Raw genomic sequence first — 12616 nt, 5'->3', positions numbered from 1 at the left:
ACAATTGCCCCATGAACGATTTCAACGCCGTACGCGACTGGCTCACCGGCCTGCAGGACCGCATCTGCGCCGCCATGGAGGGCGCCGACGGCACCGCCCGGTTTCGCGAGGACACCTGGACGCGGCCCGACGAATGCGCCAGCGGCGGCCTCGCCGGCGGCGGCCGCACCCGCGTCATGCGCGACGGCGCGGTGTTCGAGCAGGCCGGCATCGGCTTCTCCGACGTGCGCGGCACCCGGTTGCCACCCTCGGCCACCGCCAGCCGGCCCGAGCTCGCCGGCGCCTCATGGCGCGCGGTGGGAGTCTCGCTGGTGTTCCACCCGCGCAACCCCTACCTCCCGACCACCCACGCCAACGTGCGCCACTTCCGCGCCGAACGCGACGGCGAGACGGTGGCGTCATGGTTCGGCGGCGGCTTCGACCTCACGCCCTTCTATCCCTTCGACGAGGACGTGCTGCACTGGCACCGCACCGCCCGCGGGCTGTGCGAACCCTTCGGCGGCCAGGCGCGCTATGACGCGCACAAGACGTGGTGCGACGAGTACTTCTTCCTGAAGCACCGCGGCGAGACGCGCGGCGTGGGCGGCCTGTTCTACGACGACCTGGCCGACGACTTCGAACGCGACTTCGGCTACACGCGCGCGGTCGGCGACGGCTTCCTCGACGCCTGGCTGCCGATCGTCGAACGCCGGCGCGCCACGCAGTACGGCGAGCGCGAGCGCGAGTTCCAGCTCTACCGCCGCGGCCGCTACGTCGAGTTCAACCTGGTCTGGGACCGCGGCACCCACTTCGGCCTGCAGTCCGGCGGCCGCAGCGAATCCATCCTGATGAGCATGCCCCCGCTGGCGCGCTGGGAGTACGGCTACCAGCCCGAACCCGGCACTCCGGAGGCCCGCCTGGCGGACTATCTGCGGCCGCGGGACTGGCTGGCGGAGCTGGGCTGAGCCGGCGGTTCAGGGCTCCCTGGGCACGATCGATATCGTTCCATCGTTCTCGATGGTGGCGTCCCTGACGTCGTCCATCCTGTCCACGCCCTGGGTGCAGCGGGCCGACTTCATGATCTCGGCCTCGTCGACCCGGGTCTTGTCCAGGTTTTCCCGCAGCAGCTCTCCATCCCGCACCAGCGGGAGCGGCAGGCCTTCGAGCCAGCGGCTCGCCGCCGGCGAGTAATGCTTGATCACCGAAAGCAGGATGCTCATCCCGACCAGCGTGATGATCAGCAGGATCGCATTGGTGATCGAATGGTCGCTGTCCACCATGGCCTGGTTGGTCACCTCGGAGATGATCAGGAGCAGCACCAGTTCGAAGGGCGAGGTCTGGGCCAGCGTGCGTTTCCCGGACACGCGGAAGATCAGCCACAGGAACAGATAGATGGTGATGCCGCGGAAGACGGGTTCCATGGGACGCCCTCAGGGATAGACGAAATGGGAGACCGCCAGCGGCGGCGCCCCGTCCACGGACAGCTCGCCGCTGAAGCGCCCGAAGGTGGCCGGCTTGAAGCGCAGGACCACGTGCGCGACCGAACGCCTGTCCGGCGCGATGCGGAAGGAGAACTCCGTGTAGCCGGCACCTGCCGCCACCGCGTCGGGCTCGGGGACGATGGACTCGAGCTGCATCAGCTCCACCAGGGCCTGGTCGATCCGCACCGCCACGCGCCCATCGGCCGCGAACGAAGGCTGGATCAGCAACCGGTACTCCGTGGGCGCGGCGGCACGCAGCAGGCGCTGGTACTCGAGCTGCACCGCCTCCGGCGAACCCGAGCGGGCGTGACTGAGGGGGCCTCCTCCGAACGCGCCCAGCACCGCCCCCAGCAACAGCAGCGCCATCGTCGCCCAGGCGATGCGCTCCACGCGCCATGCCGCGCGATGATGGCGCATCACGGCCTCGGGTCGCGCTTCGGCGACAGCCTTCTGTCCTCCATCACCCGTCCGGGTCATGCCCGTCACCTCGCCGGCCCCGCGGATGTCGGACCATGGCCCGGCCGCGGTGCATGGCACGTGTAGGCTGCGACGCCCTCCCTACGGGCGTCCGATCGGATCGGGTACGGGCTCGCGCAGCGCCGCGGCCGCTCCCAGCAGGCCCGGGTTGGGATGGGTCACGACCTGGATGGCGACCGGCTCCAGCCAGGCGGCGAAGCGGCCCTTGTCGAGGAAGCGTTCCCGGAACGCGCTGCTGCGCAGGAAGGGCAGGAAGCGGGGCACGATCCCCCTGCGACCACGACCGCGCGCGCACCGTGCACCAGGGCGACGTCGCCCGCCACGCTGCCGAGGATGGCGCAGAAGCGCGCGAGCGCCTGCCGCGCGACCGGATCGCCGCCGCCGAGGGCCGCAGCCACGACTTCCGGCGCTTCCCGCGGCGGAGATGCCGGCGCGCCGGCGCGCTCGCCGAGCACCGCGTCGATCAACGCGAGTCCACTGCCGGAAAGCAGCCGCTCCCACGAGGCCCGGCCGTGGAGCACGGTGGCCCGGTCGGCCAGTGCACGCTCCTCCTCGTCCTGTGGCGCGAAGCCGACGTGGCCGCCCTCCGTCTCCACGACCCGCCAGCCCCCGGTGGCGTCGCCCACGAGCAGGGCGACGCCCAGGCCTGTCCCGGGTCCCAGTACGCTGACCGGTCCCTGCGCCAGCGTCTGGTCCGGGCCATGGAGCACCTCCCGCTCCTCCGGCCCGAGCAGCGGCACCGCACGCGCGATGGCCCCGAAGTCGTTGATCAGGCGCAGTTCGTCCAGGCCGAGCGAGGCCCGCAGTTCGTGGCGGTTGAACGACCAGGCGCGGTTGGTCAGGCGGATGTCGTCGCCCACGACCGGACAGGCCAGCGCGATCGAGGCGCGCCGCGGCCGGATCCCGACGCTAGCCAGGTAGGCCTCCGCGGCGTGCTGCAGGCTGGCGTGGTCCGCGTCGCGCAGCGATACCGGTCGCAGCAGCTCGGGCAGCGGCCGCGAAGGATCGCACAGGGCAAAGCGCGCATTGGTGCCGCCGATGTCGGCGATCAGGGCGAGGTCGGCACCGATCGGTTCGGGCGGGCTCATGGGGCCACTGTAATCACCGGACCAAGAAAAAGGTTCTTCTCCCCCATCGAGGGGACGCTCCGTTCGAGTCCGGGCCGGCCGCCAGGGGCGCTCCGTTCGAGTGCTGGCCGCCCGCCACGGACGCAGGGGGGGGATGCCCAGCCGGATTCTCCGCGTCCTGCTCCCAGATCCGGCCGCCGGCCATCCATGGCCGGCTCTGGGCATCCCCCCTGCATCCGCGGCGGGCACGACCTTGGGTCGCGGTCGGGACGAGGGCCACGTCGACGTCCACGTCGAAACGTGGGGCGTCATGACCAGGAGCCGCCCTGCTCGCGACCGCTCCTGCTGCTCTTGATCTTCCCTCCCGAAGCCGCAGAACGTCGGAGCCCGTCCCGCGCACAGGGGGTGTGCGGACAGCCGGCCATGGATGGCCGGCGGCCGGCCGATGGGAGCAGGACGCAGAGACGGCCGGGGGAGCACACCCCCTGTGCGCGGGACGGGCTGCGCGGACCCCAACGAGGCGACTCCAAGGCGCGACAACGCGCCAACTGCACGCAAGAAAAAGCCCCGCAGGCAGGGGGGGCCGGCGGGGCTGGAGAACGGGGCTCGGGGAGAAGCCGTCGTTCCGGGGTCGATCAACTCCAGGGGAGGGGAGTGATCTGCGACAGACCTTGCATCTGTCACGGGCTATATGACCACCTTGAACATTGATGGTTCGTGAAGATCGGCGTTAAAGTCCTGTTGGATTCAGGCTGGGTTTACCAGCGCCCGCAGGGCTGCCCGCGAACGTCCGGTTCTGCCCCTTTGCGACGCTGGTCCACCGGACTCCTGAATACTCAGTGCGCCTGCTCCCAGTTGTCTCCGACCCCGCTGTCGACCACCAGCGGCACCCGCAGTTCAGCCGCCGCCGTCATGCGCGCAGTGACCTCCGCCAGCAGGGTGTCGACGAAGCCTTCCTCGCATTCGAACACCAGTTCGTCGTGCACCTGCAGGATCATCAGCGCGCGTTCGCGGTGCGGCTGCAGCCATCCGTCCACCGAGACCATCGCCCGCTTGATGATGTCCGCCGCCGTGCCCTGCATGGGCGCGTTGATCGCGGCGCGCTCGGCGCCCGCGCGCTGGGCCTGGGTGCCGCGGCTGATGTACTCCAGCCACAGCCGGCGGCCGAAGACGGTTTCGACATGGCCGTGCTCGCGGGCATGGGCGCGGGTGCGCTCCATGAAGTCACGTACGCCGGGGTAGCGGGAAAAGTACAGCGCGATGTAGTCCTGGGCCTCGCCCCGCGAGATGCCGAGGTTGCGCGCCAGGCCGAACGCGCCCATGCCGTACATCAGGCCGAAGTTGATCGCCTTGGCGGCGCGACGCTCGTCACCCGTGACCTCCTCCAGCCTGCGCCCGAAGACTTCCGCCGCCGTGGCCCGGTGGATGTCCGCGCCGGCCTCGAAGGCCGCGACCAGGCCGGCGTCCTGCGAGAGGTGGGCCATGATCCGCAGCTCGATCTGCGAGTAGTCGCAGGCCACGATCTTCCGCCCCGGCGGGGCGACGAAGGCGGTGCGGATGCGACGGCCGTCCTCGGTGCGGATCGGGATGTTCTGCAGGTTCGGGTCGCTGGATGCCAGGCGGCCGGTGGCGGCGCCGGCCTGCTGGTAGCTGGTGTGCAGGCGCCCGGTCTCCGGATTGACCATCTCCGGCAGCTTGTCGGTATAGGTGCCGCGCAGCTTGGCGAGGCCGCGGTAGTCGAGGATCACCCGCGGCAGCTCGTGCAGGTCGGCGATGGCCTCCAGCGCCTCCTCGTTGGCCGAAGGCTGGCCCTTGGGGGTCTTCACCAGCATCGGCAGCTTGAGCTCGTCGTAGAGCAGCGCGCAGACCTGCTTCGGCGAATCCAGGTTGAAGCTGCGCCCGGCGAGTCCGGTGGCGCGCTGTTGCAGCTCGAGCATGCGCCGCCCCAGGTCCGCGCCCTGGCGCCGCAGTTCGGCACCGTCGAGCAGCACGCCGTTGGCCTCGACGCGGGCCAGCACCCCGACCAGCGGCATCTCGATATCGCGGTAGACCGGCAGCAGGCCCGGCTCGGCCTCCAGCCGCGCGGAAAGCACGCGGTGCAGGCGCAGGGTGACGTCGGCATCCTCGGCCGCGTAGCCGGTGGCATCGTCGATGGCGACCTGGGAGAACGGGATCTGCTTGGCGCCCTTGCCGGCCACCTCGGCGTAGGCGGTGGTCTGGAAGCCGAGCTCGCGCCGCGCCAGCGAATCCATGTCGTGGCGCGCCCGCCCGGAGTCGAGCACGAAGCTTTCCAGCAGGGTGTCGTCGGCATAGCCGGCGACGTCGATCCCGTGGCGGCGGAGCACGTGCAGGTCGTACTTGCCGTTCTGGCCGATCTTGCGCACCGCGGCGTCCTCCAGCAACGGGCGCAGCAGGTCCAGCGCCTGGTCGCGATCGAGCTGGGCGCGCACGCCGGGATAGTCATGCGCCAGCGGCAGATAGGCGGCGCGGCCGGGCTCGCAGCAGAAGCTCACGCCCACCAGGCTGGCGCGCAGCGGGTCCAGCGAATCGGTCTCGGTGTCCAGCGCGAAGATGCCGGCCTCGCGCAGGCGCGCGATCCAGGCTTCCAGCGCGGCCGCGTCGAAGATCGCCTCGTACGCGCCGGGAGCCGCCAGCGCGGGGTCCAGCGCCGCATCCGCCGCGGTCGCGGCCGGCGCGACGAATCCGCTGCCCGCGCGCCCGATCGCGGCCCTCGCCGGGACCACGCCGTTGGCGCTGCCACCGTCGAGCTCCTTGAGCGCCTGCACGAATCCGTAGCGGGTGTAGAGCGCGCGCAGCGTCTCGACGTGGGGCTCGCGCAGGCGGAGGTCGGCCGCACCGACGTCGAGCGGCACGTCGGTGCGGATCGTCGCCAGCGTGCGGTTGAGCGGCAGCCGCTCGAGTACCGCGCGGAGGTTCTCGCCCACCTTGCCCTTGATCTCCGGCGCCGCGGCGATCACGCCATCCAGGCTGTCATAGGCCGCCAGCCACTTGGCCGCGGTCTTGGGCCCGCACTTGTCCACGCCCCGGATGTTGTCGATGGCATCGCCCATCAGCGCCAGCAGGTCGACGATCTGGTCCGGGCGCACGCCGAACTTCGCGATCACCGCCTCGTCGGAGTCGGTGCGGGTGCCGCTCATGGTGTTGACGAGGGCCACGCCGGGCCGCACCAGCTGGGCGAAGTCCTTGTCGCCGGTCGAGATGGTGACGTCGATGCCCTCGCCCGCGGCCGCCAGGGCCAGGGTGCCGATGACATCGTCCGCCTCGACGCCGGGCACGCGCAGGATCGGCATGCCCAGGGCCTCGACCACGTCGCACATCGGCTGCACCTGCGCGCGCAGGTCGTCGGGCATGGGCGGGCGGTTGGCCTTGTACTCGGGGTACAGGTCGTCGCGGAAGGTCTTCCCCGGCGCATCGACGACGAAGGCGACGTAGTCGGGCCGCTCCTTCAGCGTCGCGCGCAGCATGTTGACCACGCCGAACAGCGCGCCGGTCGGCTCGCCTTCCGCGTTGGACAGCGGGGGCAGCGCATGGAAGGCGCGGTAGAGGTAGGAGGAACCGTCGATCAGGACCAGGCGCGTCATGCCCGGGATTCTACGTCGTCGCCGGGCGCCGCCGCCGGCTGACGCATAATGGGCACCGCTGGCGCATACCGCGTCCGGCCCACTTCCGGAGACCGCCATGCACCGCTTCGCCTTCGCGCTCGCCGCCGCCCTCCTGCTCGGTGCCTGCGCCAGCGCCGGTGATCCTCTCGAGGCCATCCCGGCCGATGCCGTCGCAACCACCCGCACCGAGGCCAACGGCGACATCGTCACCGAATACCGGGTCGATGGCCGCCTGCGCGCGCTCCGCGTGCAGCCCGCGCGCGGCCCGGAGTTCTACCTGTTCGATCGCAACGGCGATGGCGTGGTCGACAACCAGCGCGACGGCGTTTCGCCGGTCTACTTCAAGCTCTTCGAGTGGAACTGAGCGCCCCTCCCGACGGCGGGCACTCCGGACTGCGCCGGCACCTGCAGCCGATCATCACCACATGGCTCACCGGCCTGCTGGCGGTGCTGCCGCTGGTGCTCACCCTGGTGCTGCTGGGCTGGGCGGTGGGCGTGGTCAACCGCTTCCTCGGCCCGAGCAGCCTGTTCGGGCGCTCGTTCACCGTGTTCGGCGAATGGTTCGCCGCGAACCCGATGGGAGCCTGGCTGCTGGGCACCCTGTTGACCCTCGGCGTGATCTACCTGCTGGGCCTGCTGGTGCGCTCGCGACTGATCGCGCCGTTCAAGACCCTGCTGGGCAACACCATGCGCCGCATTCCGCTCGTCGGGAGCGTGTACGCCCTGGCCGAGCGCTTCGTCTCGGTGATCGGCGACCGCCAGCAGGCCGACATCGCGGCGATGGGCCCGGTGTGGTGCTTCTTCGGCGGCGACGGGGTGGCGGTGCTCGGCCTGCTGCCCAACCCCGAGCCGATCGAACTCCAGGGCCGCGCGTACCTCACGGTGCTGGTGCCGACCGCGCCGATCCCGGTCGGCGGCGGCCTGCTGTACGTGCCCGCGGAATGGGTGAAGCCCGCCGAGATCGGCATCGACACCCTGACCAGCGTCTATCTGTCCATGGGCATCACCGCGCCCCGGCCCGTCGTCGCCGCGCGTGGTAAAGTGCGCCCTCCCGTTGGGGAGTAGCCTGCTTCCGTAGCCGGAAGCGTCCGCGTCAACACACTCGGCAGCACTCGTGCCGTGGCGCGCGACACCCGTTTCCAGGTTGGCGAGACCATCGGTATGCAGGCGCAGCTGGACCCGGGCGCGCCGGCATGCCGCCGTCCGTGCGCGCCCGGTCCTGGACCCTGAATGCATCCGTTTTCGATCCTCATGCTCGCGGTCGCGATGTCGACCGACGCCTTCGCCGCGGCCGTCGGCAAGGGCGCCGCCATGCGTACGCCGCGGTTCCGCGACGCGCTGCGCGCGGGGCTGATCTTCGGCACGATCGAGGCGGTGACGCCGATCATCGGCTGGGCGCTGGGCCTCGCGGCTGCGGCCTACGTGACCGCATGGGACCACTGGATCGCCTTCACGCTCCTGGTCCTGCTCGGGCTGCGCATGATCTGGGCGGGCGTACGCCCCGACGGGGATCCCGTCGCAGCGGAGGACGCTCCGCTTCGGCACGGCTTCTGGGTGCTGGCCGCCACCGGGTTCGCCACCAGCATCGATGCCATGGCGGTGGGCGTCGGCCTGGCCTTCCTCGACGTCAACATCCTGGCCGTCGCCGCGACCATCGGCCTGACCACCCTGGTCATGGTGACCGCGGGCATCATGCTGGGACGCGTGCTGGGCGCAATGGCGGGGAAGCGCGCGGAGATCGGCGGCGGCCTGCTGCTGATCGCGATCGGGGCGTTCATCCTGTACGAGCACCTGAGCGGCGCCGCGTGAACCTCCGGCCTCAGGCCGGCTGCAGCTTCGCGTAGGCCAGCACCAGCCATTTGCTGCCGGCGCCGTCGAAGTTCACCTGCACGCGCGCATGTGCGCCCGCGCCTTCGATGTCGGTGACCACGCCGGTGCCGAAGCTCGCATGCACCACGCCCTGCCCCACGCTGATGCCCGGCGTCTCATCGACAACCGCGTGGCCGTAGTCCCGGCGCGGCGCCTGGCCGTAGCGCGGCCGCGAGACCTGGACCTTCGGCCGCACCTCGTTGAGCAGCGCCGGCGGGATCTCGCGCAGGAAGCGCGAAGGCATGCCGTACATGTCCTGGCCGTGCAGGCGCCGGGTTTCGGCGTGGCTGAGCACCAGCTTCTGCCGCGCGCGGGTGATGCCGACATAGGCCAGCCGCCGCTCCTCCTCCAGTCGCCCGCTCTCGTCGATCGAGCGCGCGTTGGGGAACAGGCCCTCCTCCATGCCGGCCAGGAACACCAGCGGGAACTCCAGGCCCTTGGCGCTGTGCAGGGTCATCAGCTGCACGCCGTCCTCGCCGGCCTGGGCCTGGCCTTCGCCGGCCTCGAGCGCGGCGTAGGCGAGGAAGGCGACCAGTTCGGTCAGCGCCGCGGATTCGTCCTCGTCGCCACGCACGAAGCGCGAGGCCACCGAGACCAGTTCGTCGAGGTTGTCGACGCGCGAATCCAGGCTGCCGGTCGATTCGCGCGCGTAGTGTTCGCGCAGGCCGGAGCGCAGCAGCACGTGGTCGATCTTGTCCTTCAGCGGCAGGTCGGCCAGCTCCGACTCGATCGTGTCGATGAGCTGGTGGAAGCCGGCCAGCGCGTTGCGCGCCCGCGCCGCCAGGCCGCCGCCGGCGGCGCAGCGTCGCGATGCTTCCCACAGCGACACGCCGTCGGCGCGCGCGCGCATCCGCACCTCGTCCAACGTGCGCCCGCCGATGCCGCGCACGGGCGTGTTGACCGCGCGCTCGAAGGCCGCGTCATCGTCACGGTTCGCGACCAGGCGCAGGTAGGCCAGGGTGTCCTTGACCTCGGCGCGCTCGAAGAAGCGCACGCCGCCGTAGACCCGGTAGGGCACCTGCGCCTGCAGCAGCTTTTCCTCGATGATGCGCGACTGGGCGTTGCTCCGGTACAACACGGCGCAGTCGCCGTGGCTGCCGCCGTCGCGCACCCATTCGCCGATGCGGCCGACGATGTACTCGGCCTCGTCGATCTCGTTGTAGGCGGCGAACAGGTCGATCGGATCGCCAGCGCCGCTGTCGGTCCACAGCTTCTTGCCCAGGCGCCCCGGGTTGTGGGCGATCACCGCGTTGGCGGCGTCGAGGATCGCGGCGGTGGAGCGGTAGTTCTGCTCCAGCCGGATGGTCCTGGCGCCGGGATAGTCCTTCAGGAAGCGCTGGACGTTCTCGACCCTGGCGCCGCGCCAGCCGTAGATCGCCTGGTCGTCGTCGCCGACCACGAACACCTGGCCGGAGTCGCCCGCAAGCAGGCGGATGAAGCCGTACTGGATCGCGTTCGTATCCTGGAATTCGTCCACCAGCAGGTGCGCGAAGCGCTGGCGGTAGTGCGCCAGCAGCGCCGGGGTGTCGCGCAGCAGCTCGTGCGCGCGCAGCAGGATCTCCGCGAAGTCGACCAGGCCGGCGCGGTCGCAGCGCTCCTGGTAGAGCGCGTACGCCTTGAGCATCACCGAGCCCCACTCGTCCTGGCCGTCCTGGATGTGCGCCGGGCGCCGGCCCTCGTCCTTCTGCGCGTTGATCCACCACGCGATCTGACGCGGAGGAAAGCGCGCTTCGTCGAGCTCGAGCTGCTGAACGACGCGCTTGACCAGGCGCAGCTGGTCGTCCGAGTCGAGGATCTGGAAGCCTTCCGGCAGCTTCGCGTCCTGCCAGTGCAGGCGCAGCAGGCGGTGTGCGAGGCCGTGGAAGGTGCCGATCCAGAGCCCGCGCGCGCCATGGCGCAGGAGGGCGTCGGCGCGGTGCCGCATCTCGGCGGCCGCCTTGTTGGTGAAGGTGACCGCGAAGATGCCGTGCACCGGCACCCCGAAGACCTCGTTCAGCCAGGCGATGCGGTGGGTGAGCACGCGCGTCTTGCCGGAGCCGGCGCCGGCCAGCACCAGGTAATGGCCGGGCGGCGCGGACACGGCTTCGCGCTGGGCGTCGTTGAGCCCGTCGAGCAGATGGGAAACATCCATCACGGCATTTTACGCGAGCCGTGCCGCGCTCCCCACGACGCCCCTGCCGGGGCTGGCACCGAGCCGCTCGAGCACGGCATCGAACGCGGCCGGGCGCGCCAGCAGGTAGCCCTGGAATTCGTCACAGCCGCGCTGGCGCAGCCAATCCAGCTGGTGCCAGGCTTCCACGCCCTCGGCGATCACGCCGAGGCCCAGCCCCTGCGCCATGCGCAGGATCGCCGAGCAGATGGCTTCGCTGTCCGGATTGCGGCCGACGTCGCGGACGAAGGTCTGGTCGAGCTTCAGGCGCTGCAGCGGAAGGTGCATGAGGTAGGCAAGGCTGGAATAGCCGGTGCCGAAGTCGTCGATGGCCAGCGAGGCGCCCATCGCGTTCAGCGCCCCCATGGCGCGGCCGGCGTCCACCGGATTGGCCAGCAGCACGCTCTCGGTGAGTTCCAGCTCGAGCGCACCGCGCGGGAGGCCGAGTTCGGCGACCAGCTGCCCGACATCTTCCACCAGGCTTTCCTGGAACTGCAGCGCCGAGATGTTCACGCCCATGCGCAGGGCGCCCCAGCCCCGCTCGTCGAGCCGGCGCCAGTGCCTCACGGCCTCGCGCAGCACCCAGCGGCCCAGCGGCAGGACGAGTCCGGAGTCCTCGCAGGCGTCAATGAACTCGGCGGGACCGAGCAGACCCCGACGGGGATGGCGCCAGCGCACGAGGGCCTCGGTGCCGCAGGGTCTGTCATCGGCGTCGAATTGCAGCTGGAAGACCAGTTCGAACTCCTCCCGCTCCAGCGCGCGGTGCAACTCCTGCACCAGGCGCAGGCGGTTGCCGGCGTGGGAATCGAACTGGCGCCGGTAGCCCACGCTGCGGTTGCGCCCGAGACGCTTGGCCTGCGCGCCGGCCTGGCTGGCCGCGCGCAGCAGCGTGGTGCCGTCGCTGCCGTCCGCGGGGTGGCGGCTGTAGCCGAGGCTGGGTGTGACGTGCAAGGCCGCGCCGCGGACCTCGATGGTCCCGGCCACCCCCGCGCGCAGGGCCTCGACGCGCGTCTGCACGATGGCGGACTGCTCCGCCGTTGCGGGCGCGAGCGGCATCAGGACGCCGAACTCGTCGCCACCGAGCCGCGCCACGCAGGCATCCGCGCCTGCCGCGGCCTTCAACCTGCGCGCCACCGAGACCAGCAGCTCGTCACCCACGCCATGGCCCAGGCTGTCGTTGACCAGCTGGAAACGGTCGAGGTCGAGGTGGCAGATCACCAGCGGACCGGCATCGGCGGTGACGGCCAGGTCGATCTCCTCGATCAGGCGGTCGCGGTTGGCCAGCCCGGTGAGCGCGTCGTGGCTGGCACGGAACGCCATCTGTTCGGCCGCCCGCTTGCGCAGCGTGACGTCGGTGATGATGCCGACGAAGTGGCTGGCGGCGCCGGCGGCATCGAGCACCGGCGTCAGCCGCACTTCGAGGCAGCGCGGGCCGCCGGGATCGCGCCTGTGCTCCAGCTCCACGCGCGCGTCCTGCGCGCGCTCCACGGCTTCGACCAGGATGCGGCGGGCCCTGGGATCGACGATGTCCTCGAGCGCGGCCGGCTCGATCGGGCCCGCGTGGCCGGGGTCGACTCCGGTCAGGCTGGAGAACGCGGCATTGCCGTACACCAGCCCCCCGTCCGCACCGTCCAGGATGAACATTCCCTCCTCCGAGGCCTCGACCGCCCTCCGCAGCAGGCGCAGGTCGGCTTCCGCGCGTTCGCGATCGGCGACGTCCGCGGCGATCTCCCGATGCATCCGCGATTCGCGCCGCGCGGCGCGCGCGAGCAGGCCCACCACCGCTCCCCAGGCCCCGGCCACCACCAGAATGCCGAGAGCCAGGGCGACGGCGAAGGTCCACCAGGCCGCATGCAGCGTGGCCGGGTTCATGCCCACCGTGGCTGATTCTCACGCAACATCCGCGGCATGCTAGGGACGGCCGCGTCACGGCCAGGTGTCGGCCGACGGCCTAGACTGGCCGGCCCGGTG

At 71.1% G+C, this 12616-nt stretch carries 9 protein-coding genes and 1 pseudogene; 4 read left to right on the top strand and 6 right to left on the bottom strand.

The window, feature by feature from the left end; all coding sequences use genetic code 11:
- The first annotated feature begins 11 nt into the window (after window positions 1–11).
- Window positions 12–944 (top strand): oxygen-dependent coproporphyrinogen oxidase, encoded by a 933-nt coding sequence (hemF, locus tag FPZ22_RS08240; RefSeq protein ID WP_144892033.1) that lies wholly within the window; start codon window positions 12–14, stop codon window positions 942–944.
- A 9-nt stretch (window positions 945–953) separates the two neighbouring features.
- On the opposite strand, the gene FPZ22_RS08235 is transcribed toward hemF, so the two are convergent.
- From FPZ22_RS08235 to polA, 4 genes and pseudogenes are all read right to left on the bottom strand, one after another.
- A complete protein-coding gene (locus FPZ22_RS08235) occupies window positions 954–1400 on the bottom strand; it encodes a DUF421 domain-containing protein (protein ID WP_144892031.1) in 447 nt (148 codons plus the stop codon).
- 9 nt (window positions 1401–1409) lie between these two features.
- A complete protein-coding gene (locus tag FPZ22_RS08230; protein ID WP_144892029.1) occupies window positions 1410–1937 on the bottom strand; it encodes a hypothetical protein in 528 nt (175 codons plus the stop codon).
- Between the two features lie 81 nt (window positions 1938–2018).
- Window positions 2019–3025 (bottom strand): annotated as a pseudogene (gene glk / locus FPZ22_RS08225) (glucokinase).
- Window positions 3026–3840: 815 nt separating this feature from the next.
- Window positions 3841–6606, bottom strand: a complete 2766-nt coding sequence (gene polA / locus FPZ22_RS08220) for a DNA polymerase I (RefSeq protein WP_144892025.1) — start codon at window positions 6604–6606, stop codon at window positions 3841–3843.
- Window positions 6607–6703: 97 nt separating this feature from the next.
- Between polA and FPZ22_RS08215 the strand changes: the two genes are divergently transcribed.
- The 3 genes from FPZ22_RS08215 (at window position 6704) to mntP (ending at window position 8436) form a co-directional block, all read left to right on the top strand.
- Window positions 6704–6991: a DUF2782 domain-containing protein gene (locus tag FPZ22_RS08215; RefSeq protein WP_144892023.1), complete on the top strand. Its 288-nt coding sequence runs from the start codon at window positions 6704–6706 to the stop codon at window positions 6989–6991.
- Window positions 6982–7692 (top strand): DUF502 domain-containing protein, encoded by a 711-nt coding sequence (locus tag FPZ22_RS08210; protein ID WP_210412656.1) that lies wholly within the window; start codon window positions 6982–6984, stop codon window positions 7690–7692. Before FPZ22_RS08215 ends, FPZ22_RS08210 begins: the two co-directional genes overlap by 10 nt.
- A gap of 165 nt (window positions 7693–7857) precedes the next feature.
- On the top strand, window positions 7858–8436 hold the full coding sequence (gene mntP, locus FPZ22_RS08205) for a manganese efflux pump MntP (protein WP_144892021.1): 579 nt from the start codon (window positions 7858–7860) through the stop codon (window positions 8434–8436).
- Between the two features lie 10 nt (window positions 8437–8446).
- Here the strand turns inward: mntP and uvrD are convergent, their stop codons facing one another.
- Together uvrD and FPZ22_RS08195 are read right to left on the bottom strand one after the other, a co-directional pair.
- Entirely contained in the window at window positions 8447–10627 is a 2181-nt protein-coding gene (gene uvrD / locus FPZ22_RS08200; protein WP_144892019.1) for a DNA helicase II, read from the bottom strand.
- A 9-nt stretch (window positions 10628–10636) separates the two neighbouring features.
- Window positions 10637–12517, bottom strand: coding sequence for a putative bifunctional diguanylate cyclase/phosphodiesterase (locus tag FPZ22_RS08195; protein ID WP_144892017.1), 1881 nt, complete (start codon window positions 12515–12517; stop codon window positions 10637–10639).
- Between the last annotated feature and the right edge of the window lie 99 nt (window positions 12518–12616).

Source organism: Luteimonas granuli (genome assembly GCF_007795095.1).
Lineage (GTDB): Bacteria > Pseudomonadota > Gammaproteobacteria > Xanthomonadales > Xanthomonadaceae > Luteimonas > Luteimonas granuli.
This window is presented reverse-complemented; position numbering and strand designations above follow the sequence as displayed.